We start from the raw sequence: 21,803 nt of genomic DNA on the forward strand, positions 1-21,803 counted from the left end.
TGGACGGACACCGTGGTCCGCACCTGTCCCGTCAGCGGGTCCCGCTCGGTCCGCCGGATGTAGTGGCCGGCCTGCTCCAGCTCACGGAGCGCACGGCCTACGGTCGTTCGGCCCTCGACACTCTTCGCCGCCAGGGTCCGCACGTCCTCCCGGGCCCCGTCGGGAAGGCTGAGAAGGTAACTCAGCAGCCCTCGGGCCGCCCAGCTGAGCGAGTGCTTCCGGACGACGTGGCCGTTGTCGAGGATCGTGTACCCGGGCGCATGCTTCGGGATACGATGAATCTGCATAGGGAGCCCTACTTCTCCTGGTGCCGAGCCCCGGGGTGTTGGCGCACCGCCGGGGACCATCTTTTGGCACTGCTCATCAGATTAATTGCGCCAACAGGTCGGCGTGACACCACCGTTGGCCGCAAGGATCACCGTAGACGCGGCGGACGGACACCAGCGCCGGAACCAGATAATCCCCTCTCCGGATCACCCGAACAGACGGCGCGCGAACAACCCCCCTGGCGCAACACAAAACAGCGCGCCCCCGGACGAATCCGAGGGCGCGCCGTCACAGGCACCGCAACCGGTCAAACCTTCAGACCGGCCAACTGCACCACCCCGAAGGGCCACAGAGCGGAGCCGCTGCCAGCTGGCCGGTTGCGGGTTCGACTGCTCGAACACCGGCCCCAACTAGCGATCGATACCAGTAGGTTGTGCTCAGCTGGCATGCTGGCGGCCATGGACGAGACGACCATCCCGCTGGATGCTCCCCAGTGGCTGCTCCAGCACATCGACGCCGAACGCGCCGTGGCAGCCGGTTGGGCCCATCCCTCCGAGTTGATCTCCGTGTTCCCTGCGGAGGGCAAGCAGTACAACCACGTGGTGGGCGCGTCACCCACGGACTGGGTGCACTGGGTACGTCTCCCTCGGCAGGGACCGGTACCGAAGAAGCGGCACAACCGGGCATCAACACCCGGGGACGGCGAGACACTCGACACGGTCGAGTACATGAGCCCCCAGCAGCGGAAGCGCCCGCAGGCGGCCTGATACCCGATCCGGGTGAGCAGCCAACGGCCTGGGGTGCCTCGCGGGACCGGCAAACATCCTGGCGCAACACAAAACAGCGCCGCTACGACGCCGTCCCGAACGCGATCGTCGAGGAGCTGAGCAGCGAGCTGATCATCTTCTGCCCCGCCACCACACTCGCCTGATCACACCCCCAGGTCCGGCAGAAGAGCCCGCATTACCTTGCCAGGTGGTCGAACTCGCCCGCCTTGACGCCGAGCACGAAGGCGCGGAGGTTGTCAGGGGTGGTGGTGATGACGGTGTCGGGGTCGTCGCTCTCGCGGAGCTTGATGGTGCCATCGGGGGTCGCTGCAACGTAGATGCAGTTCGCGGCATCGGCACTGTAGCTGGATTTCTGCCAGTCGTGAACGGCCATGGGTGTTCCTGTCTCAGATGCTCTGGGCGATACGGCGGATGAGGTCGCGGGAGGCGTCCGGCTTGAGCGTAGTCATCTCCATCCGATCCATCACAGCCCGATACTTGATCAGCTGTGGCTCGGTGTCGATGAACTCCGATCTGTCCGTATCGAGCTGAACGGTGTCCAGCCGTGGGATCGCGGCGCTGAAGTACACAATGCCGGCGCCGGAGCCCGGATAGCTGCCGGTGCCGAACGGCATCACCCGCAGGTCGATGTGAGGATTCTCGCTCATGGTCAGGAGGTGTTCCAGCTGACCACGGGCGACCTCTGGACCGCCGAATTCCATTCGCAAGGCGGCCTCGTGGACGATGGCCGATAGCTGAACGGGCCGGTCACCGTAGAGCACCGCCTGTCGCTTGATGCGATGGGAGACGAGATGCTCCACCTCGGGTGGTGAAAGGGGTGGAACCCCGTCCCGGAAGAGCGCGCGAGCGTGTTCCGGGGTCTGGAGGAGTCCAGGGATGTGAATCGCGGAGGCGATCCTCAGCGATTGTGCATGGTGTTCGAGTTCGGCCAGGTCAAGTGCTCCGGACGGGAGAATCTCGCGGTACTCCTCCCACCAGCCCCGGGTGCGGCCGCCGGTCATATGGGTCAGCTCGTCGATCAGGGCGTTGTCCGAGCAGCCGTAGAGGCGTGACAGGGTCCGTACCCGGTCCGCGCTCACCGGGTATCCCCCTGACTCGATGTTGCTGATCCGGGACTGCGTGGCGCCGTGCAACTCCCCGGCGCGCGTGACCGACAGGCCTGCCCGCTCGCGCAGCCGGCGCAACTCCGCGCCGAGTCGCCGCTGCCGGATACTCGGCGGAACCTTGCTGGGCGGCATCCGCTGTTTCCTTCCCTCGCTCGCCATGGCCGGCGCCGTTCACCCTTTGGAGTGGTGGTGCTATGAATTCCCCAAAGAAGGTGGACTGCATGCTACCTACTGGCTACTTTGATACTGCGTCAGGGCTTGTCGCTGCCCGCAGTAGCGGCGGCGCGGCGCCCAACTCCCTTTCACGTAGGAGACTTCCATGACCGCCGCGCCCTCGCAAAACCCCCGCCCGGCCACCCGCCTGTGGGCGACGCCTGCGCCCTTCGACCAGGAGCTGTGCGGGCTCGTGCTCGACACCGCGCCCCAACTGTTCGCCGTCGTCCAGGTGTACGGCGACGGCCGCGAGGGCACCGACGGATGGGTCGTGGCCTGGGGGCTCGCCAACGGTGACGGGCCGACGTACGTGGTCGGCGTCGACGGGCGAACGCGGTTGACCCTCGCGTCGCCCGAACGTGCCGTGCACCTGTTCACCGGGCAGCCGGGCATCACCGCGAGACTGGTGTGGCTCGCGCAACCGGGCGCTGCCACCCTGGACCGGACCCAAGCCGCTTGACCCCTCGCCCTGCTGGCGTACCTGTCGATGCCGGGCCCCGAGGTATCGGCGCACCGCCGAGGACCATCTTTTGGCGCCGCTCATCAGATTGATTGCGCCAACAGGTCAGCGTGACACCACCATTGGCCGCAAGAATCACCGTAGACGCGGCGGACGAACACCAGCGCCGGAACCAGATAATCCCCTCTCCGGATCACCCGAACAGACGGCGCGCGAACAACTCCCTGGCGCAACACAAAACAGCGCGCCCCCGAACGAATCCAGGGCCGCGCCACGGTAGGTGGGCTACTGCTGCGGTGGTCCGGCAAGTGTCTCGATGCGCAGCGGCGAGCACACGTCAGGGGTGCGAGTGAGGTCCATCAGTTCCTCCGGAGGGTCTCCTCCATCGAGCATCACCATGCCGTACTCCTTTGCCTCCGACAGTCCAAGGGCCGGGGCGTGCTTACGCAGGTGGCGCATTGCGGTCACGGTTCCGTCAGCCTGCAGAAGTGCCCGGACGGTGGCCATCAAAGGGTCTGGTGGCCTGACGCCCTTGACCTGCCAGAGGTAGAGCTCCTCCCAGTCCTCGACCACGAACGTGACGACGGGGATGTGGTGGATGCTCCCGTCCTGCCGGTCCACCAGGTAGGGGCCATTCCCTATCAGCATGTTCAATGGGTCGCGGCTACGGATGTACTCCACCGACTGCCAGCCGACCAGCCATCCCAGGGCGTGTTCCTCCACGCTGAGGACGACAACTTCCGGCGACTTCCCGTACTTGGCCAGCGCCTCCTGGCGCTTTTCGACAGCAGGGCCTCAACCAGCTTGACGGCACGTTCCTCGGTGACCATGCCACTCATCATTCACCCGGACGCAATTGGGTTTCGGCAATCAGACTGCGGCCCGCCGCAAGACACAACAGGCTGTCGGACTTGCCCGCGCCGCCCAACGGTCACCCAGCGCTACCCCGCCTATCCGGGCCCTGGCCGCCGGGCCAAGTTCGACGAGGCCCACGAGTTTGCCACAACACCGGACGACGAACACGGCGATGACGCGCTCGGCATGGCCTACTGCACCCCGACCTACATCGAGATGCAGCGCGCGAACTGCCTGGCTGAGAACGGCCGCTCCGGAAACACTTCGGGCCCCACCCCGCCAGATGCACCGCGACCTGCGGCGGAAGGCCGCATGCGGGCTGGTTTTGCCTCAGGCCGTGACCGCCTCGACGACGTCGGCGTAGACGTCGAACAGGCGCGGTGCGCCCGGCCGGCGGTCGGCCAGCAGCAGCGCCCAGCAGCGGGCGACGAGGGCACGGGCCGCGGTGCCCGGCCAGGGCTGCGGCAGGAGTTCGGGGGGCAGGAGCGGGTCCGGTTCCAGGGCCTCGGTGAACGCGGCGGCGAGTTCGATGGCGATGGTGAGCTGCTCGGTGTCGGACGGGTGGGCGGCCAGCCTGGCGAGCCGGTCGGCGGCCAGGGCGCCGAGCCGCTCGTGCCCCTCGGCGAGTTCCGCCAGCGGCCACCACCGCCGGGCGAGCGCGCGCGGGTCGTCGGCGTCACCGGTGTGCAGGTCCCGGCTGGTGAGGAGGGTGAGGTTGCCGAGGACGCCAAGGGCGGCGGCCTCGGCCCTGAGCGGCTCCTCCCAGGCGTGCGGCGACACGTACAGCCCGTTCTGGACCGGGGCGCCGCCCAGCCCGGTGATCGCCTCGCGCAGTGCGTCCCGGGCGGGGCGGGCGTGTTCGGGGACGGCGAAGCCGGCCAGGTGCCAGATCCCGTCCCAGGGGGCCTCGCCGCGGTCCTGCGCGTACATCAGCGCGATGTATCCGGCGGTCGGCTCGATCGTGCGCCGGGTTTCGGCCGTGGCCCGCAGGACGGCCCGCCGCCCGCGCCCCTCCTGGACGAACCGTCCGTCGGCGGCGAGCCGCTTGATCGTCAGGCGGACCTGCTGATCGGTCATGCCGAGCAGGCCCGCGACGGCGTACAGCTCACCGCAGTCCACGGTCCCGTCCGCGCGGACCATCGCCTCCACCAGCACCCGGGTCGGAATCTCCAGCATGGTCATCATCATAGTACGATCGAATCGAATACGGTCGTTCAGAGATTGATAGATTGGTGGCCGGCAGGATGCGCAGACGCTGGTGGCTCTGGGGTTCGCTGCTGACCGTGGTGGTCCTGCTGCTCGGCGCGGGCGGCTGGGTCGTGTACCAGAACGAGTACGACCTGAAGGAGGAGCGGGTGACGATCACCGGCGGCAGGCAGCCGCTGAACGGCGTCCTCGCCCGCCCGACCGGCGGCCACGGCCCGGTCGGCCTGGTCGTCTTCGTGCACGGCGACGGTGCGCAGAACGCCACCCACGACACCTTCTACCGACCGATGTGGGAGGCGATGGCCAAGGCCGGCTACGCCTCGCTGTCCTGGGACAAGCCCGGCGTCAACGGCGCCCCCGGCAACTGGCTGGACCAGAGCATGCAGGACCGGGCCGACGAGACCGTCGCGGCCATCGGCTGGGCCAAGACCCAGCCCGGCATCGACCCCGCCAGGATCGGCCTCTGGGGCGCCAGCCAGGCCGGCTGGGTGATGCCCAAGGCCGCGCGGCAGTCCGCCGACGTCAAGTTCGTCATCGCCGTCGCACCCGCCGTCAACTGGCTTCAGCAAGGCCGCTACAACCTGCTCGCCGAGCTCAAGAAGCGACACGCCACCCCGGCCGAGACCGAGGCGGCGATCGCCAGGAGCGACCGGACCCTCGACGCGCTGCGAACCGGCCGGACCTTCGAGCAGTACCAGGCCGCCGGCGGCGACGTCACCGGCCTCACCCCCGACCGGTGGGAGTTCAACCGCCGCAACCACACCTCGGACGTCACCGAGGACCTCTCCGCGGTCCGGGTACCGGTCCTCCTGATCCTCGGCGGGCGCGACGTCAACGTCGACAGCGACGACACCGAGGCCCACTACCGCCGGATCCTCACCACCCCCGGCCAGCTCCAGGTCAAGCGCCACCCCGACGCGACCCACAACATCGTCCCCGAGGCGATCGAGGACTCGGAGCTCAGAAGCACCTTCCTCGCGATCGCCGCACCGCGCTCGCTCTTCAGCCCGGGTTACCTCGACGAACAGCGGCACTTCGTGGCCGCGATCGGCCGGTGAAAGGACAGCCGGAGGTGAAGGGCGGCGGACCGGGCACGATGGGCCGGGCCGCCGCCCTCAACCCGCGAACGCCGATCGATCCCGAACTCACCCGCACCAGCGACGCCCGGCACCTCACCCCGGCCACCGCACAGCCGAAGGGGCCGCCCGGCCTACCGCCGGACAGCCCCTCGACAAGATCTTCATGAGCCGGCTAGGCGCTCTTGGGCCCAGCCTGCTGGACGACATCGAAGGACCAGACGGTAGAGCCGGAGGCTGCGGGCTTGGGCCGCTCGCCCCCCTCCCCGGTGCCCTGGTGCGCCGCCTTCATCGGGCCCTCCATCCAGGCCTGGAACGACTCCTCGTCGCGCCACCGCGTGTAGACGAGGTAGTTGTCAGTGCCTTCAACCGGGCGGAGGAGCTCGAACCACTCGAAGCCGTCGGAGCTCTCCACCGCACCGGCCCGCGAGGCGAACCGCTTCTCCAGCACCTCGCGCTGCTCGGCGGGGACGGCCAGTACATTGATCTTGACTACGCTCATGGCCCTATCCTGCCTCAAAGGTCAACGCCCGGTGCGGACCCGGCGGTTCCGACACCTCAGAGGTGCATCAACGAATCTGTCGCGGACGCAGCAGCTCGAACCACTCGAAACCATCGCCCGCGGTGCTCCCGGCGTCGCCTCCGCAACGAGGACGGCCCGCCGGTGGTGACCGTCGACCTGTGAGCTCCCCGGTTGTGGCGCCCTCTGCCCCGTCTGGCCCTTCACCGGGCCGGGCGGGGACTTTCGGTTGTGCCGGGAGAATATGCGGGACGCTGCCTGGCACTTCGCCACTCCGCACCGCGAGTTCGGCGCTGAGGTACCGTCCGGCATGTGAGCACCGACTTCCAGCAAGCCAGAATCGCCCTCGGTCTGCGGCTCCGCGAGCTGCGTGCCGAGGGCGATCTCACAGGTCGGCAACTGGCCGAGCGTCTGGACTGGACGCAGTCCAAGGTCAGCAAGCTGGAGACCGGTCGGCAGACGGCCACCCACGACGACCTCAAGGCCTGGGCCGAGGGCGTCGGACAACCCCACGTGGCAGCCGAGTTGGCTGCCAGGCTGCGGGCCTTCGAGTCAGGGTCCCGCTCCTGGCGGCGGCAGTTGGCCGCCGGGCACAAGCCGGTGCAGGACACGCTGACCGCCGAGAACGACCGTTCGGCTGTCCTGCGCGCGTGGCAAAGTTCCATGATCGTCGGCATGCTCCAGACACCCGACTACGCCCGGCACATCTTCAGCGCGTACGTCGACCTCCACCAGTCGCCGCGCGATGTCGAGGACGCCGTACGGGCCCGGGTCCGACGGCAGGAGAGCTTGTACCAGCCGGGCAAGCAGTACCGCATCATCATGTGGGAGTCCGCGCTGCGCGCTCTGGTCTGCCCACCGGCCGTGATGGTCGCGCAACTTGACCGGCTCAGCGGCGTGATCGGGCTGGACACCGTCTCCCTGGGCATTGTGCCGTTCGAAGCTTCGCTCAAGTTGCCTCCTGCCAACGGATTTTGGATTCATGACGAACGGCTCGTCATTGTCGAGGACTGGCACGCAGAGCTGTGGTTGGACCAACAGGACAACGTGGCGCTGTACCTGCGGGTGTGGGAGACGTTGGCCGGCGCAGCCGTCTACGGCGCGGATGCCCACAAGGTCATTACCCGGTGCCGTAGGGCACTCGGAGCCTGCTGAGAATCCTCACGCGCCTCGACCGTGAGCACTGGAATATTCGAGAATCACGCGCCCCGTCAGCAATTCTCGTGCGCTTAACGTGCTGACCGATGACGTCGATCGGCGCGGGAGTTGAGCCATGACCACCAATTCACAGCAGTGGGCGGCTGGTCCGTACCCCGGAAGGGTCAGCACTGCCGACCGGAAGCAGAGCCGGAAGGCGGTCGGTCATGCCGCTTCGTGAGATCGGGCTGAGGCAGCCCGCCCCGGACGCCGACGTGTGCCCAACGTGCCTGCGGCTGGACGACATGGCGCAGGAAGCCCTTCAGGACCCGGAAGGGTGCAATCACTCGGCGCTGACGGACGTACGGGTACTGCGCCGACGCCATGCCGAGTCGGGGAAGTGCCTGAACCCGGACGGTGCCGAATGAGTGACATTCGGGACCGCCCACAGGTTCCCGCCTGCGGCGAGCCGGCCACAGATGCGCGGTTGTGAAATCCCCTCTCACACATGCTGGTTGGGACCGAACAAGAGCTAGGAGAGTCCGCGTGACTTCGATCAGCACGGAACGGATCACCGGCCCGACCCCGAAGGACCCGACGATGGGTTACACCTGGAACGACCTGCCGGACGAGTTGCGCGCGAGCATCGAAGGGCAGACCGGCACGGTGACTTGCGCCGTACCGCCAACAGCCGGAACCGTGTCCGACTTCGCCGCCACACTGGAGACGACCGGCGGGCAGGTGTTCTGCAAGGCCGTCCGGGACGACAACCCCCTGGCATGGATGCACCGGCGTGAGTCGGTCGTGAACACCGCCCTCCCCCCGGGCATCGCCCCCCGCATGCTGTGGAAGGTCGAGGCCGGCGGATGGCTGGCCCTCGGATTCGAGTGCGTTCCCGGCAGGCACGCAGACCTCTCACCGGGGTCGGCCGACCTGCCGATGGTCGCCCGGACGCTGGAAACGCTCGCCGAGACGCTGACCCCGGCCCCTCCCCTGCGGACGTTCAGCCTGGCCAAGAGGTGGTCCGATCAGGACTTCTGGCACAAGCTCGGCGGCCGGCACCGCGACCGGCTCGACCCGTGGACCATGGAACGGCTGGAGAGGCTGATCCTGGCCGAACGGGAAGCACCCGGTCTGGTCGACGGCAGGACCCTGGTGCACACCGACCTGACCGGCCCCAACCTCCTGGTGGACGGCGACTCCGTACACGTCGTCGACTGGGCGTTCCCCGCCCCCGGCGCCGCCTGGGTCGACACGGCGTACATGGTCATCCGGCTGATCGAGGCCGGACACACGCCCGAGGAAGCCGAGCAATGGGCCGACGGCGTGCCCATGTGGCATGAGGCCTCCCCCTGGGCCGTGACCGCCTTCGGCACGATCCTCACCGGAATGCGGACCCTGCGCGCCGTCGAGGCCCCCGGCCGGCAGTGGGACGCGCTGAGCGGCCACGGGCTTGCCTGGCTGCGCCACCGGCTCAGGTAGCCACCCCGGACCGGCCCCGAGGTCTTCCGGCAAGCAGTCTGCTACTGCGCCCCGGCGGCCCGTCAGGCGCGGCTCGGCGCCGGCGCCGGCTCCGGCTCGGAGAGATCCGCTGCCGCGCGGCGAGGAAGCAGCAGCGGAGTCGCCAGCAGGAGCACGCCGGCCAGGCCGATGGCCGTACGAAGGCCGAGCAGGGCGCCCAGCACGCCCCAGAGGACCGTCAGGAGCGCGGTCGAGGCCTTGGCCGTCACCGCCCAGGCGGACAGCGTGCGGGCGACCCGGTCGGTCGCGGTGCGCTGGAGACGGTAGGTGGCGTGGACGGGGTTGAAGACCCCGCAGCAGAAGATGAGCCCGAGCTCGACGCCCATCACCAGCAGCAGCCCTCCGGTGCCCGGCCCGATGAAGGCCAGGCCGACGGGCCAGATCGCGCGCAGCGTCCCGACCACGACCAGGACCTGGTGCTGCCCGAACCGGGTGACGAGCGGCCGGGCCAGCCGTGAGCCGAGCAGCCCGCCGATCGAGGGCGCGGCGAAGGCCAGGCCGTACTGCCACGGTGCGAAGTCGAGTCGGTCGAGCATCAGGACGGCCAGCAGCGGCTGGGTGGCCATCACCAGGCCGTTGAACAGGGCGGTGTTGAAGAACAGCGGGCGCAGCGTCGCGTCGGCGAGGATGTACCGCCAGCCGTCGAGCAGGTCCCCGGCCCGCATGCGCGCGGCCTCCCGGCGCTCGGGCCGGGGCTCGTGCCCGCCCATCGCGCGGATGCCCAGGGCCGAGAGCAGGTAGCTGGCCGCGTCGGCCACCACCGTCGCCACCGGACCGAGGAGCCCGATCGCGGCGCCGCCCAGTGGTGGTCCGATGATCGTGGTCGTCCAGGCCGTGGACTCGAATCGGGCGTTGGCGACGAGCAGGTCCTCGGCCGGCAGCAGCGTCTTCAGGTACGCGCCGGAGGCGGCGCGGAAGGCGATGTCGGCCGCCGCGACGACGACCGAGACCAGCAGGAGCTGAAGGAAGGTGAGCGCGCCGAGCGCGAACGCGGCGGGGATCGTCAGCAGCGCCGCGAACCGCACCAGGTCCATCGCGATCAGCACCGGCCGTTTGCGGCGGAACTCCACCCACGGGCCGAGCGGCACCGCCACGGCCGCGCCCGCCGCGGCCCCCACGGAGGAGAGCGCGGCGACCTCGGCCGGTCCGGCGTGCAGCACCTGGATGGCGATCAGCGGGAACGCGCCGAAGGCGAGCCACGTGCCGAGCGCGCTGGTCCCGTACGCTCCCCAGAGCCACCCGAACCGCCGCCCCAGCCGGTGTCCGAGCAGATGTCCCCACAGATGTCCCAGCCGGTGCCCGCTCCTCATGCCTGCCGCCCTCTCGCCACTCACCCGCACAACCGATCCGCGATCGGAAGCATCAAAGCGAGCACCACACCCGGGGATCAAACAACCGCAGGACCGCCTGGCCACAACCAGCGGTTGTACCCATAGGGTGTCAGCATGGACCTCGACACCGTCCGGACCTTCGTCGCCGCCGCCGACGCGGGGCAGTTCCAGGAGGCCGCCGCCGAGCTGGCGGTCACCCAGCAGGCCGTCTCCAAGCGCATCGCCGCGCTGGAGCGCAACCTCGGCGTTCGGCTGTTCACCCGCACCGCGCGCGGCGCCGAACTCACCATCGACGGGCAGGCGTTCCTGCCCCACGCGCGCGAGCTGCTACGCGTCGCCGAGCGCGCGGCCACGTCCGTACGCACCGGCCACCGTCCACTGCGCGTCGACGTGATCGCCTCGCGCAGCGCGCAGTCGGGCCTGATGCGCGGCTTCCACCGCGCGCACCCCGACATCGAGCTCGACGTGGTGATGCTGTTCGACATCGAGACGGCCGTCGCCGCCATCCGGTCCGGTGCGATCGACGCGTCCTTCCGCGCCGTCGCCGCACCCGGCCGGCCCCTTCCCCCGGACATCGAGTCCGTCCGGGTCCTCGACGAACCGCTCCAGCTCCTCACCGGCCCGGCCCACGCGCTGGCGGGCGCCCGGTCGGTGCCCCTCGCCCAGCTCGCCGGGCACCGGATCTGGATGCCCGGCATCGTCCCCGGTACCGAGTGGACCGCCTACTACGACGACCTCGTCGCCGAGTTCGGCCTCACCATCGAGGCGACCGGCCCCAACTTCGGCTCCGACGCACTCCTGGACACCATCGCCGACACCCCGGCCCTGGCCACGTTCATGGGCGAGCACACCCGCCTCATCTGGCCCGCCGACCACGGCCTGCGCCGCATCCCGGTGACCGACCCGACGCCCGTCTACCCCCACTCGCTCCTCTGGCACCGCGACAACCCCCACCCGGCGCTGGCCACCCTCCGCGCCCACCTCGCCGCCGCAGCGGCCGGCCACGACGCCGCCGGGACCTGGACACCGGGCTGGGTGATTCCACGCTGAACGCCGCCGCACCTTCGAGCATCGCGGCCGGCACGACGGTCATCGACACCGGCGGCCGACCAGCGATCTGAACCGCCGCCCGGACCGTCGCGACCGGCTGGGCGAACCGCCCGTCCGGCCACGACGGTTCAGGCCATCCACGGCGGAACGATCCGCTCGGCGGCCTTCGGCGCCAGCTCGCAGGCGTGCTCCGGGGTCACCTGGTCCGGGTTGTAGACGCGGCACGGCGCCGGGGCGACCGCGACGGCGGTGAAGCCGGTGTCGGTGGCCACCCGGCGGGCCAGACCGGCGGGCAGGACGAGGGTGTCGCCGGGGCCGACGGTGAGCACGTCACCGGCGAGGTCGACGGTGGCGCCGCCGGTCAGGAAGGTCCAGATCTGCTCGGCGTCGGCGGCGTGCGGCGGGCCCTGGCGGCCCGGGGCCATCTCGACGTGCCACATCGACAGGCCGGTGCCGCCCTGGGTGGGCGAGGCGAAGGTGGTCATCACCCCGTTGGGGGTCTCGGTGCGGCGGGTTTCGGTGCGGCGGACGACAGACATGCGGGTGCCCCCTAAGATGGACAATCGAGTTGTCTATATGGTCAATGAGGTTGTCTATCAATGTCAAGCGAACCCGCTCCCCCGGGCTTCGAGCTGCCACTGCGCCTGCTGCTCGCGTTCCGGATGATCATCGATGAGCTGCACGAGCGGATCGCCCGCGAGGGCCACCCCGACCTGCGGCCGATGCACGGCTTCGTCTTCCAGGCGATCGGCCCGGACGGCACCACCGCCGTCGAACTCGGCCGCCGGCTCGGCGTCTCCAAGCAGGCCGCCGGAAAGACCGTCGAACAGCTCGAACAGCTCGGCTACGTCGAGCGCGGCTCCGACCCCGGCGACGCCCGGCGCAAGGTGGTCCGGCTGACCGCGCGCGGCGTCGACTGCCTGGTCCGTTCGGCGCGGATCTTCGACGAACTGCGCGCCGAGTGGGCCGACATGCTCGGCGAGGAGCAACTGCGCGCCCTGGAGTCCGGTCTGCGCACGCTCGCCCCCGGCAACCCGTTCCGGCTCGACACCCCGCGCTGGTTCGGCGGCCCTTGAGGAAAGACCGGAGTTCACCCGCAAAGGGAAGAACATGAGAGAGATCGGCTGTAACACCGGAGCGGACCCGGGACGCATGCGAGCAGAGCGCGGTAAGGCGTCGACGTAGACTGTGGAGGTGGATCACATAAACCCATCGCTACCGATCCCGGAGCTTCCGCTACGGGAACTTGAGTGCTTTTCCGTCCTGGTCCACCATCTTCATTTCGGCCGCACCGCCGAAACGCTCGGCATTTCCCAGGGGCGGGTCTCCCAGCTGATAAAGCGCCTGGAAAGCCGGGTGGGCGCCCCGCTGTTCGAACGCACCAGCCGTCGCGTCGAGCCGACCACCCTGGGGCGGGAATTGGCGGATCAGGTCGTCCCGGCCTTCGACCGGCTTCGCGAGGGTTTCGACGCCGCCCGCGCCAGCGCCGTCGCGGCGGACCGCCCCATCCGGGTGGGTTTCCAGTGCGCGGTGTACGAGCCGGTCGCCAAGGTGATCGCGAACCTCCCCGAGGGCGCCGCGCAACTCGTCGAGCTCGCCTGGGGAGACCCGTTCACACACCTGCTCCGGGGAGAGATCGATGTGGCCATCGTTCTTTCACCCTGCCTCGAGAAAGGCCTCCGCAGCATGCTGGAGTTCTCGCGGCAGCCGATGTACGTCGCCCTCTCCAGCACACACCGGCTGGCTCGCGGGTCACAGGTCTCCGCCCACGAGCTGTCCGAGCTGGGCCTGATCGAGCCGCTCGGCCCCGCGCCCGACTACTGGCGCCAGGTGAACGCGCCGAGGAAGACGCGAAGCGGGCATGAGCTGACCTACCCGGCGACCGCGGGGACGATCCAGGAGGGGCTCTCGACCGTGGCCAGCACACGTCTCGGTCTTCTGCTGTGCGAAGCGAGCACGAGGTACGTCCCGCGGCCGGACATCCGCTACCTGCCGGCTCCCGACCTGGAGCCGACGACGCTGCTCGTGCTGCGAAACGAACGGAAGCAGCACGGCCTGGCCGACAGGTTCGCGGAGCTTCTGGGAAAGAGCGTGGGCTGAGAAAGGCGGTGGAGCCTCCGGGTTGCGGCTCGCCCGCACCCGGAGGGCATCGCGGGCTCAGCCCGCGCAGTCGGCGGCAGCCGGCCTCTCCCTCCGGGAGCGCGAAGGGCACGGCGCCGTCGGTCGCGGCCGTGACGCGACCGCGACGATCAGCCCGACCAGCGTGATCGACCCCGTCGAGAACATGACGGCCCGGTCTCCCGCATTGTCGATGACGAGCCCGCCCGCGAACGCGCCAAGAGCGATGCTCGCGTTGAACACCCCGGCCCACAGCGCGGCCGACGCCTCGATGCGCGCCGGGTCGGCCGTGCGGACCCAGGTCTGCGTCGACACCGAGACCCCACCGTACGAAACGCCCCAGACGACCAGCACCAACAGCACCGTGACGGCGCCCGCGACCGCGAACGGCAGCAGCAGCGCGGCCGTCACCACGCCGGCCAGCGCGCTCGCCACGGCCCCCTTCGGGTACCGGCCCGCCAAGGGGCCGAGAGTGAAGTTGCCGACGACGCCGGCCAGGCCGTAGACCAGCAGGCAGACCGCGATCAGGCCGGCGCTCAGGCCCGCGTCCGTCTCGAGAACCGGGCGGACGTACGTGTAGCCGGTGAAGTGGCCGAACACCACCAGTGCCGTGATCGCGAGCCCCGCGGCGACACCGCGGTTCCTCAGCGCGTCGACGATTCCGTCGAGCCTGCTCCGCTCGTGAACCGGAAGCGCCGGAAGCGTACGGACGAGGACGGCGACGACGACCGTGCCGAGGAGCGCGAGTGCCCAGAACGCGGCACGCCAGCCCAGGAACGCCGCGATGTACGTCCCCAGGGGAACGCCGAGAACCGAGGCGATCGAGACGCCCGAGAAAATGATCGTGGTGGCCGGCGCCGTTCGGGGCCCGTCGGCAAGTCTCGGGCCCAGCCCCGCGGCAAGCCCCCAGACCACCCCCATCGAAATGCCGAGGACCGTCCGGGCGAAGGCCAGCACCGGGAAACCGGGCGCGACCGCGGTCAGCGCGTTCGCCAGGGACAGCAGAGTCATGAAGGCCACGAGCACCCTCTTGCGGTCACGGCGTCCGATGAGCGCCGGCACGAAGGGAGACACGGCCGCGGCGATGAGCCCGGTGATCGTGAGGGAAAGGCCGGTAACACCGTCGGACACGGAAAGCGTGTCCGAGATGGGGGTCAGCAGGCCTACCGGCATCATTTCGGAAGACACCACCGTGAATGTGCTCAGCGCCACGGCGATGACCGGCGACCAGTGGTACTCGACGCCGTCCGCCGTCCCGTATGCCGGAGTTTTCGCATTTCTCATAAAGCCAGCTCACCACCCCTTTCGGGGCGGAACAAGATCGATCTCCTCAACAGGCGATTAGCCCCGCTAATCAATGACGGCAAGCCCTAGAACGACCGCCCCTCCCCGTGGTACGGGTGCTCCGGGCCGCTGCGGTCGGGCCGGTCCCGTTGGTCGGCGCAGAGCGCGGAGCTGAGCCGGGTGAGCAGGTCGGCGAGGTCGGCGTGCTGCTTGTCGTCCCAGTCGCCGAGGAGTTCGCAGAGCTGGGTCCGGCGGGCCGCGACCAGCCGGAGCGCCGTCTCCTCGCCCGGCTCGGTCAGCCGCAGCGGCAGACCGCCGGTGCGGGCCGCCAGGCCCCGGCTCTCCACCTCCCGCACGGCCTCCTCGATCACCGAGATCGGGACGATCCGGCGCTCGGCGAGTTCGGCGGGCTCGACCGAACCCTGGTGGTGCATCTGCAGCAGCAGCCAGCTGGAGGCCGGTCCGAGGTCGAGCCCGGCGGTCGCGGTGATCCGCCGGAACAGGTCGCGCCGGGCCTCCCGGGTGTTCAGCACCGAGAGCGCGCGGGCGATCTCGTCCAGCGAGGACCGCTCCACCGGGTTGACGCCGATCGACTCGCCGAGGTCGGGCGCGGTGACGGTGGAGCGCAGCTTCTGTTCGCGCAGGAAGAGCGAGAGCACGAAGGCGACCAGCGCGACCGGCACCGCGTAGAGGAAGACCCGGGTGATCGACTCGGCGTACGCGTGGTGGACCGCGGCCTGCACGGCCGGCGGCAGGGTACCGACCACGCGGGGATCGGCGGTGACGACAGCGGGGTTGAAGCCGGGCGGCAGCGCCACCCCCGCCAGGGCGTCGGCCAGCCGGCTGCCCAGCCCGCTGGCGAAGATCGTGCCGAAGACGGAGACGCCGAACGACGCCCCGATGGAACGGAAGAAGGTGGCCCCGGCGGTGGCCACCCCGAGGTCCTGGTAGCCGACGGAGTTCTGCACGATCAGCACCAGGACCTGCATCACCAGGCCCAGCCCGAGGCCGAAGACCAGGAAGTAGAAGCTCATCTCGGTGGTGCTGCTGTGCTCGTCCATCCGGGACAGCAGCAGCAGGCCGACGGTGGTGACGGCCGTCCCGGCGATCGGGAAGACCCGGTAGCGGCCGGTGCGGGCGACGATCTGGCCGGCGCCGATCGAGGTGACCAGCATGCCGAGCACCATCGGCAGCATGTGGATGCCGGAGAAGGTCGGCGAGACCTGCATGACCACCTGGAGGAAGGTCGGCAGATAGGTGAGCGCGCCGAACATCGCGAAGCCGACCACGAAGGAGATGACGGCGACCAGGCTGAACGTCCGCGAGCGGAACAGCCGTAGCGGCAGCACCGGCTCGGCGGCCGCCCGCTCGACCGCGACGAAGGCGACCAGCAGGACCACGCCGAGCACGCCCAGCCCGATGATCTGCCAGGAGCGCCAGGGCCAGGTGGTGCCGCCGAGTGAGGTCATCAGGACCAGGCAGGTGGCCACCGAGGCGATCAGCACGGTCCCCAGGTAGTCGATCCGGTGCTTCCGCTTCACCTCCTGCCCGTGCAGCACCGAGGCGATCACCACCAGGGCGACCGCCCCGACCGGCAGGTTGATGTAGAAGACCCAGCGCCAGCTGAGGTTGTCCACGAAGACGCCGCCGAGCAGCGGCCCGAGCACGCTGGTGACGCCGAAGACGGCCCCGAAGAGGCCCTGGTACTTGCCGCGGTCCCGGGGTGAGACCAGGTCGCCGACGATGGCCTGGGAGAGCACCATCAGCCCGCCGCCACCGAGGCCCTGGAGGGCGCGGAAGGCGATCAGCTCGCCCATGCTCTGGGCGATGCCGCAGAGCACCGAGCCCAGCAGGAAGATCACGATCGAGGCCTGGAAGAAGCGCTTCCGGCCGTACATGTCGCCGAGCTTGCCCCAGAGCGGGGTGGCCGCCGTCGAGGCCAGCAGATAGGCGGTGACGACCCAGGAGAGGTGTTCCAGACCTCCGAGGTCGCTGACGATGGTCGGCAGCGCCGTGGAGACGATGGTCTGGTCGAGCGCCGCGAGCAGCATCGCCAGCAGCAGGGCCCCGATCGGGACCCAGAGGTTGGGGGCGGTGACCTCCGGCGGCCCCGGCTGGTGCGCCGGGCCGCGGTCGGACGCCGCGGTCGGATCCGTCATGGCGTCTCCGTAGGGGTCGCGGCCCCCGGCCGGGCCGGGGGCCGTGCGAATGATCACTCCCGGCTCACCATGCTGTCAGAAATGCCCGGATATGCGGCATTCGATTGAGCCGAACGCAAGAACGACGGCCGGTCGCGGGCCCGGCCCCGAGCCCCGCCCCGTTCACCGGCTCCCCAACCGCCACCAACCGGCACAACACCCCCACGGCGGGCCGGACGCCCCTGTCCCCCCTTGGGGACGGTCCTGCATAATCAGGCGCGTACGGGAGTGCCCGGGCGCGTTCGCCAACCCGAGAAACATCCGAGTACCGAGCGAGAACCGAGGAGGGCCGGTCGATGCCGGACCAGCACTGCCCGACGTGCGGCACCGCGCGCTCCGCCGGGTGCAGGTGCCTCCCGGATCTCCCGGATCCGAGCCTCGCCGAGACCGCCGTCCTGCCGCATCTGGAGGGCCCGCCGCTGGTGCGCCCGTACGTGCCGCAGGCGGTCGGCCAGATCGTGGACGGCCCGTCGGCGGACGCGCCCGCCGATCCGTTCGCCACCACCGTGCTCCCCCCGGTGGCCCCGCCGCCCGGGCCCGACGCGGACGCCTACGCGACGACCGTGCTGCCGCCGGTGATGTCGGTACCCCCGCCGGCCCCGCCCCGGCACCCCCAGCACTCCCAGCACCCGCAGCACCCGCAGCACCCGCAGCACCCGCAGGAGCAGCCGGAGCCGGCCGACGACGAGATCGGCTTCTTCCCGTTCGCCCACTCGGCACCCGGCGCACCCGAGCCGGCCGGTGGTGGCCGGGCCGCCCGCCGGGCCGCGGAACAGGCCGAACAGGGCCCGCTCGCCCGCCGCAAGGGGCTGCTGGTGGCGGCCGGCGCCGGGCTGCTGGCGGTCACCATCGGTCTGGCGTACGCGGTGACGCCCTCCAAGGAGCCGGACCACCAGGCGCGGCCCGCCCCCTCCACCACCCTGGCGCCCGCACCGGTGGACCCGACCACCCCGGCGGACCCGAGCCCGAGCGCTCCGCCGTCCACCACGGAGGCGGAGGCCCCGAGCCCGTCCCCCAGCCGGACGACGGCCAAGGCGAGCCCCACCAAGGCGGCCACCCCGCCCCCGATGGCCCCCACTCCGCCCCCGGCCGCTCCCCCGGCCCCGGCCGACCCGCCCCCCGCCCCGCCGAGCCCGACGACCACCCCGACGCCGACACCGACGACGAGCGCGAGCCCGACGACCACCCCGCAGACCCTCACGTTCGGTATGACGGGCGCGAGTGTGAAGGACATGCAACTGCGGCTGGTGGCCGCCTCCTGCGGCACCGTCGACAAGTCGCTGGCCACCGGCTTCTTCGACTGGTGGACCCGCAATACGGTGCTGAACTTCCAGCAGGCGAACAAGATCAAGGGCGAGAACGGGGAGTACGGCCCCAAGACCCGCGCGGCCTTGGAGCAGAGCCCCCCGAGCTGCTGACCCCGGCGTCAGCCGGTGATCGCCTGGAAGATGCTGAACCCGGCCATCAGCACCATCACACCGGCCGCCACCCGGACGATCATCTTCATCGGCACGTGCTTCAGCAGCTTCTGCCCGCCCACGATCGCGATCCCCGCGACGGCGCAGAGCGCCAGCCAGGCGCCCAGGCCCACGGCCAGCGGATCGGCGTACTTGGCGGCCAGGTTGGCGGTCATGATCTGGGTCAGGTCGCCGAACTCGGCGATCGCGACGACCACGAAGCTGGCCCCGGCGACCTTCCAGAAGCTGTTCGCGGACGGTTCCTTGGCGGCGTGGCCGTCCTCGTCGTCACCGCCGTGGAAGAGCAGCATCGCGGCCCCGGCCAGGAAGAGCGCGCCGGTGACGCCCTCCACCCAGCGGTGCGGCAGCAGGGAGAGCAGGTGCCCGGCGACCAGGGCGATACCGACCTGGAGGGCGAAGGCGGCGGCGATGCCGGCGAAGACGTGACTCGCGCGGTAGCGGGCGCCGAGCATCAGGCTTGCCAGGGCGGTCTTGTCCGGCAGTTCGGCCAGGAAGACGATGCCGAAGGTGATTGCGGCTACGGTCAGGCTCATCGGGGGTCTGGATTCCCTCGGTCGGGCTGCCCGGCCTCGGCGGCTCCGGCGGGGGAGGCTTCGGCCCGACAGCGCTGGTCATGGTTCACAGCACTGCGGCCGAAGGTCTCGCCGGCACCGGAACGGATCGCGGTGCCCCGGGCGCCGGGCCCCTGGGGGCCAGTATGTCGACGGTCCGGTGGAGGGCTACTCCCCTTCAACGCGCCCAAGCCTACCCGATGACGCGGGGCTCCCCCGGGCCCACCAGCCCGCGGGCGACGAGCTCCAGCACCACCACGATCGCCACCGTCTCCACCGCCAGCAGGCCGACCAGGACGAACAGCTGCACCGCGCCCGCCTGAACCGGCGACGCCCCGCCGAGCAGCATGCCGACGAACGCGCCGGGCAGCGTCACCAGGCCGACCGTCCGGGTCTGGTCGAGGGCGGGGACGAGCGAGGTGGCTGCCGCGGTGCGGCAGATCTCCAGCCGGGCGTCGCGCTCCTCGAAGCCCAGGGCGAGCGCCGCCTCCACCTCCCCGTGCCGCTGCCGCAGCTCGTCCAGGGCCCGCCGGCCGGCCAGCGAGGTCGCGCTGAGCCCGCCGCCGATCAGGATGCCGGCCACCGGGATGACGGACAGGCCCTTCGGCGGCAGCAGCCCGACGGCCAACAGCAGCCCGAGGACGGGCAGCACCCCGGCGCCGATCGGGGCGGCCGCCCAGACCCAGTCCGGGCCCGGGGTCATCCGCCGTCCCGCGGTGCGGACGGCGACCGCGAACATCAGCAGGACGAACAGCGCCGACCACCAGAGCGAGGAGACCACCCAGGTGATCACCAGCGCGACGGCGGCCAGCTGCACCACCGCGCGCAGTCCGGCCCGCAGCACCGCGTGCCCGTGCCCGAGCAGGCCCCACCCGGCCACCGCCACGGCGGCGGCCAGCAGCACCGCGGTGACCACCCCGAGCACGGGGGTGACGGGGAGCAGCTGGGACTGCCCGGCCGCCAGAACCGTCATCCGTCAGATCCAGCTGGTGAACCACATCCGGTCCTGCCAGGACGTCATCGGGATCACCTCCGCCGTGTAGAGCGGGTAGAAGAAGGCGAAGCAGGCCACGATGGCCAGCACGATCAGCCCGGCCCCGGCCGCGCCGATCCGGCGCCGCTCGGGCGAGCAGCCCGCCGGACCGACCATGGCTCCGAGCATCTGGGCGACGGCCAGGCAGAGGAACGGCACCAGCACGACCATGTAGAAGGAGAAGACCGTCCGCTCCTGGTACTGGAACCACGGCAGGTAGACGCCGGCGACGCCGCAGAGCACCGCGCCCGAGCGCCAGTCCCGGCGGAAGAACCAGCGCCACAGCAGGTAGACCAGGGCGACGCAGGCCGTCCACCAGAGCAGCGGGGTGCCGAGGCCGAGGATCTGCGCGGCGCAGCCGCCGGAGGCCGTGCAGCCCTGCTGCCCGTTGGGCACCTGCTCCCAGTACATGGAGACCGGGCGGCCCTGGACCAGCCAGCTGAACGGGTTGGACTGGTAGGTGTGCGGGGTGCTCAGCCCGGTATTGAAGTCGTACATCTGCGAGTGGTAGTGCCAGAGGCTGCGCAGCGGCGCGGGCACCCAGCTCATCGAGACCTGCGGCAGGCCGATGCCGAGGAGGCTGTCCGGGGAGAGCCCGGCCCGGCCGTCCGCCCAGTGCCGGTCGTACCCGCCGCCGGTGGCGAGCCAGCCGCCCCAGGCACCGACGTACACCACCAGGGCGGAGCCGACGGTGGCGAGGAAGGCGGGCAGCGCGTCCCGGCGCAGCATCGAGCGCCAGGGGCGGCGGGCACCGGCCCAGCGGCGGCCGGACTGGTCCCAGAGCACGGTGAGCAGGCCGAAGGCGGCGAGCACCATGATGCCGTTCCACTTGACCGCGCAGGCGGCGCCGAGGGCCACGCCGGCGGCGATCCGCCAGGGGCGCGGGCCGAGGCGGACCAGGTCGCCGTCGGGGTAGGCGGCGGCGAGCCGGGCGCGGGTGCGGTCGCGGTCGATCAGCAGGCTGCCGAAGGCGGCGAGGACGAAGAACATCTGGACGCCGTCCAGCAGGCCGACCCGGCTCATCACCAGCTGGAGGCCGTCCACGGACATCAGCAGGGCGGCGGTGCAGCCGATCAGGGTCGAGCCGAAGAGCCGGCGGCCGATCCGGGCCAGCATCAGCACGGTGACGGTGCCGAGCAGGGCCGTCATGAAGCGCCAGCCGAAGGGGTGAAGCCCGAAGGCGTACTCGCCGATCGCGATCACCCACTTGCCGAGCGGCGGGTGGGCGATGAACTCGGGCGCGGAGGTCAGCGGGACGTGCTGCGGGACGGCCAGGATGTCGGCGTTGGCGCTCTCCGGCCAGGTGCCCTCGTAGCCCTGCTGGAGCAGCGACCAGGCGTCCTTGGGGTAGTACGTCTCGTCGAAGACGAAGGAGTCGGGATAGCCGAGGTTCCAGAACCGGAGCAGGCCGGCGAAGACCGCCACACCGATCGGCCCGAGCCAGCCGGCCCGGTCGGCCGCCCAGCGCAGCGGCCCCCGCGGAGCCGGTGCGGGGGCTGCGGGGGCCGGGGGTGCTGCCGGTGGGTGCGTGAGCGCCGCTTGCGTCATAGCCTCGCCGATTTCGCCTGTCTCGCCTGTGCCGGGCCTGGGCCGGGCGTTCAACAGCCACTG

21 protein-coding genes and 2 pseudogenes are annotated in these 21,803 nt (G+C 70.7%); 10 read left to right on the plus strand and 13 right to left on the minus strand.

The features are described from left to right. A partial coding sequence (locus AB0P06_RS11950) for a helix-turn-helix domain-containing protein (RefSeq protein WP_363607030.1) occupies positions 1–287 on the minus strand: 287 nt, incomplete at its 3' end. A 438-nt stretch (positions 288–725) separates the two neighbouring features. Here AB0P06_RS11950 and AB0P06_RS11955 point away from each other — a divergent pair. Beyond that, a complete protein-coding gene (locus tag AB0P06_RS11955; protein WP_363607032.1) occupies positions 726–1,034 on the plus strand; it encodes a hypothetical protein in 309 nt (102 codons plus the stop codon). Positions 1,035–1,230: 196 nt separating this feature from the next. Here AB0P06_RS11955 and AB0P06_RS11960 read toward each other — a convergent pair whose 3' ends face one another. Both AB0P06_RS11960 and AB0P06_RS11965 read right to left on the minus strand, forming a co-directional pair. After that, positions 1,231–1,428, minus strand: a complete 198-nt coding sequence (locus AB0P06_RS11960; RefSeq protein WP_363607034.1) for a DUF397 domain-containing protein — start codon at positions 1,426–1,428, stop codon at positions 1,231–1,233. A gap of 13 nt (positions 1,429–1,441) precedes the next feature. Continuing rightward, positions 1,442–2,293 carry a helix-turn-helix transcriptional regulator gene (locus AB0P06_RS11965; RefSeq protein ID WP_363607036.1) on the minus strand — a complete coding sequence of 284 codons (852 nt, stop codon included), beginning with the start codon at positions 2,291–2,293 and terminating at the stop codon, positions 1,442–1,444. Positions 2,294–2,480: 187 nt separating this feature from the next. Between AB0P06_RS11965 and AB0P06_RS11970 the strand changes: the two genes are divergently transcribed. Beyond that, positions 2,481–2,834, plus strand: coding sequence for a hypothetical protein (locus AB0P06_RS11970; protein WP_363607038.1), 354 nt, complete (start codon positions 2,481–2,483; stop codon positions 2,832–2,834). A 285-nt stretch (positions 2,835–3,119) separates the two neighbouring features. Here AB0P06_RS11970 and AB0P06_RS11975 read toward each other — a convergent pair. Continuing rightward, positions 3,120–3,611 (minus strand): annotated as a pseudogene (locus tag AB0P06_RS11975) (YrhB domain-containing protein); the annotation flags it as partial. 408 nt (positions 3,612–4,019) lie between these two features. Continuing rightward, entirely contained in the window at positions 4,020–4,865 is an 846-nt protein-coding gene (locus tag AB0P06_RS11980; protein ID WP_363607039.1) for a PaaX family transcriptional regulator C-terminal domain-containing protein, read from the minus strand. A 68-nt stretch (positions 4,866–4,933) separates the two neighbouring features. On the opposite strand from AB0P06_RS11980, the gene AB0P06_RS11985 reads away from it, so the two are divergent. Together AB0P06_RS11985 and AB0P06_RS11990 are read left to right on the plus strand one after the other, a co-directional pair. After that, positions 4,934–5,953, plus strand: coding sequence for a CocE/NonD family hydrolase (locus AB0P06_RS11985; RefSeq protein ID WP_363607041.1), 1,020 nt, complete (start codon positions 4,934–4,936; stop codon positions 5,951–5,953). Further along, entirely contained in the window at positions 5,950–6,141 is a 192-nt protein-coding gene (locus AB0P06_RS11990; protein ID WP_363607043.1) for a hypothetical protein, read from the plus strand. Before AB0P06_RS11985 ends, AB0P06_RS11990 begins: the two co-directional genes overlap by 4 nt. Before the next feature lie 5 nt (positions 6,142–6,146). On the opposite strand, the gene AB0P06_RS11995 is transcribed toward AB0P06_RS11990, so the two are convergent. Next, positions 6,147–6,473: an antibiotic biosynthesis monooxygenase gene (locus AB0P06_RS11995; RefSeq protein WP_363607045.1), complete on the minus strand. Its 327-nt coding sequence runs from the start codon at positions 6,471–6,473 to the stop codon at positions 6,147–6,149. 330 nt (positions 6,474–6,803) lie between these two features. Between AB0P06_RS11995 and AB0P06_RS12000 the strand changes: the two genes are divergently transcribed. Together AB0P06_RS12000 and AB0P06_RS12005 are read left to right on the plus strand one after the other, a co-directional pair. Next, a complete protein-coding gene (locus AB0P06_RS12000; RefSeq protein WP_363607047.1) occupies positions 6,804–7,646 on the plus strand; it encodes a helix-turn-helix transcriptional regulator in 843 nt (280 codons plus the stop codon). Between the two features lie 528 nt (positions 7,647–8,174). Continuing rightward, positions 8,175–9,110, plus strand: a complete 936-nt coding sequence (locus AB0P06_RS12005) for a phosphotransferase (protein WP_363607048.1) — start codon at positions 8,175–8,177, stop codon at positions 9,108–9,110. A 62-nt stretch (positions 9,111–9,172) separates the two neighbouring features. Here AB0P06_RS12005 and AB0P06_RS12010 read toward each other — a convergent pair whose 3' ends face one another. Continuing rightward, on the minus strand, positions 9,173–10,459 hold the full coding sequence (locus tag AB0P06_RS12010; RefSeq protein WP_363607049.1) for an MFS transporter: 1,287 nt from the start codon (positions 10,457–10,459) through the stop codon (positions 9,173–9,175). 135 nt (positions 10,460–10,594) lie between these two features. Between AB0P06_RS12010 and AB0P06_RS12015 the strand changes: the two genes are divergently transcribed. Then, on the plus strand, positions 10,595–11,530 hold the full coding sequence (locus AB0P06_RS12015; protein ID WP_363607050.1) for a LysR family transcriptional regulator: 936 nt from the start codon (positions 10,595–10,597) through the stop codon (positions 11,528–11,530). A 128-nt stretch (positions 11,531–11,658) separates the two neighbouring features. Here AB0P06_RS12015 and AB0P06_RS12020 read toward each other — a convergent pair whose 3' ends face one another. Beyond that, the gene (locus AB0P06_RS12020) at positions 11,659–12,069 is read right to left on the minus strand and encodes a cupin domain-containing protein (protein WP_363607052.1); all 411 of its coding nucleotides are present in this window, start codon (positions 12,067–12,069) and stop codon (positions 11,659–11,661) included. Between the two features lie 37 nt (positions 12,070–12,106). Here AB0P06_RS12020 and AB0P06_RS12025 point away from each other — a divergent pair. Both AB0P06_RS12025 and AB0P06_RS12030 read left to right on the plus strand, forming a co-directional pair. Then, positions 12,107–12,606, plus strand: a pseudogene (locus AB0P06_RS12025) (MarR family winged helix-turn-helix transcriptional regulator). Positions 12,607–12,724: 118 nt separating this feature from the next. Next, complete coding sequence (locus AB0P06_RS12030; RefSeq protein ID WP_363607054.1) at positions 12,725–13,630, plus strand: LysR family transcriptional regulator; 906 nt, start codon at positions 12,725–12,727, stop codon at positions 13,628–13,630. A gap of 57 nt (positions 13,631–13,687) precedes the next feature. Here AB0P06_RS12030 and AB0P06_RS12035 read toward each other — a convergent pair whose 3' ends face one another. Both AB0P06_RS12035 and AB0P06_RS12040 read right to left on the minus strand, forming a co-directional pair. Then, positions 13,688–14,932 (minus strand): MFS transporter, encoded by a 1,245-nt coding sequence (locus AB0P06_RS12035; RefSeq protein WP_363607055.1) that lies wholly within the window; start codon positions 14,930–14,932, stop codon positions 13,688–13,690. A gap of 86 nt (positions 14,933–15,018) precedes the next feature. Further along, complete coding sequence (locus tag AB0P06_RS12040) at positions 15,019–17,091, minus strand: MFS transporter (RefSeq protein WP_363607056.1); 2,073 nt, start codon at positions 17,089–17,091, stop codon at positions 15,019–15,021. Positions 17,092–17,426: 335 nt separating this feature from the next. Here AB0P06_RS12040 and AB0P06_RS12045 point away from each other — a divergent pair, with 335 nt between their 5' ends. Further along, the gene (locus AB0P06_RS12045; RefSeq protein ID WP_363607058.1) at positions 17,427–18,548 is read left to right on the plus strand and encodes a peptidoglycan-binding protein; all 1,122 of its coding nucleotides are present in this window, start codon (positions 17,427–17,429) and stop codon (positions 18,546–18,548) included. An 8-nt stretch (positions 18,549–18,556) separates the two neighbouring features. Here the strand turns inward: AB0P06_RS12045 and AB0P06_RS12050 are convergent, their stop codons facing one another. The 3 genes from AB0P06_RS12050 to AB0P06_RS12060 all read right to left on the minus strand — a co-directional run bounded on the left by AB0P06_RS12050 (position 18,557) and on the right by AB0P06_RS12060 (position 21,740). Further along, positions 18,557–19,141: a TMEM165/GDT1 family protein gene (locus AB0P06_RS12050; protein ID WP_363607060.1), complete on the minus strand. Its 585-nt coding sequence runs from the start codon at positions 19,139–19,141 to the stop codon at positions 18,557–18,559. Between the two features lie 211 nt (positions 19,142–19,352). Next, positions 19,353–20,132: an ABC transporter permease gene (locus AB0P06_RS12055; RefSeq protein ID WP_363607062.1), complete on the minus strand. Its 780-nt coding sequence runs from the start codon at positions 20,130–20,132 to the stop codon at positions 19,353–19,355. A gap of 3 nt (positions 20,133–20,135) precedes the next feature. Continuing rightward, a complete protein-coding gene (locus tag AB0P06_RS12060; protein ID WP_363607064.1) occupies positions 20,136–21,740 on the minus strand; it encodes a phospholipid carrier-dependent glycosyltransferase in 1,605 nt (534 codons plus the stop codon). Positions 21,741–21,803: the final 63 nt, after the last annotated feature.

The sequence above is a fragment of the Kitasatospora sp. NPDC088351 genome (assembly GCF_040685575.1).
Taxonomy (GTDB): Bacteria; Actinomycetota; Actinomycetes; order Streptomycetales; family Streptomycetaceae; genus Kitasatospora.

Coding starts and splice junctions, on each gene's coding strand:
- AB0P06_RS11955 (WP_363607032.1), top strand. CDS start 726: ATGGACGAGACGACCATCCCGCTGGATGCTCCCCAGTGGCTGCTCCAG.
- AB0P06_RS11960 (WP_363607034.1), bottom strand. CDS start 1,428: ATGGCCGTTCACGACTGGCAGAAATCCAGCTACAGTGCCGATGCCGCG.
- AB0P06_RS11965 (WP_363607036.1), bottom strand. CDS start 2,293: ATGCCGCCCAGCAAGGTTCCGCCGAGTATCCGGCAGCGGCGACTCGGC.
- AB0P06_RS11970 (WP_363607038.1), top strand. CDS start 2,481: ATGACCGCCGCGCCCTCGCAAAACCCCCGCCCGGCCACCCGCCTGTGG.
- AB0P06_RS11980 (WP_363607039.1), bottom strand. CDS start 4,865: ATGCTGGAGATTCCGACCCGGGTGCTGGTGGAGGCGATGGTCCGCGCG.
- AB0P06_RS11985 (WP_363607041.1), top strand. CDS start 4,934: ATGCGCAGACGCTGGTGGCTCTGGGGTTCGCTGCTGACCGTGGTGGTC.
- AB0P06_RS11995 (WP_363607045.1), bottom strand. CDS start 6,473: ATGAGCGTAGTCAAGATCAATGTACTGGCCGTCCCCGCCGAGCAGCGC.
- AB0P06_RS12010 (WP_363607049.1), bottom strand. CDS start 10,459: ATGAGGAGCGGGCACCGGCTGGGACATCTGTGGGGACATCTGCTCGGA.
- AB0P06_RS12015 (WP_363607050.1), top strand. CDS start 10,595: ATGGACCTCGACACCGTCCGGACCTTCGTCGCCGCCGCCGACGCGGGG.
- AB0P06_RS12020 (WP_363607052.1), bottom strand. CDS start 12,069: ATGTCTGTCGTCCGCCGCACCGAAACCCGCCGCACCGAGACCCCCAAC.
- AB0P06_RS12035 (WP_363607055.1), bottom strand. CDS start 14,932: ATGAGAAATGCGAAAACTCCGGCATACGGGACGGCGGACGGCGTCGAG.
- AB0P06_RS12040 (WP_363607056.1), bottom strand. CDS start 17,091: ATGACGGATCCGACCGCGGCGTCCGACCGCGGCCCGGCGCACCAGCCG.
- AB0P06_RS12045 (WP_363607058.1), top strand. CDS start 17,427: ATGCCGGACCAGCACTGCCCGACGTGCGGCACCGCGCGCTCCGCCGGG.
- AB0P06_RS12050 (WP_363607060.1), bottom strand. CDS start 19,141: ATGAGCCTGACCGTAGCCGCAATCACCTTCGGCATCGTCTTCCTGGCC.
- AB0P06_RS12055 (WP_363607062.1), bottom strand. CDS start 20,132: ATGACGGTTCTGGCGGCCGGGCAGTCCCAGCTGCTCCCCGTCACCCCC.
- AB0P06_RS12060 (WP_363607064.1), bottom strand. CDS start 21,740: ATGACGCAAGCGGCGCTCACGCACCCACCGGCAGCACCCCCGGCCCCC.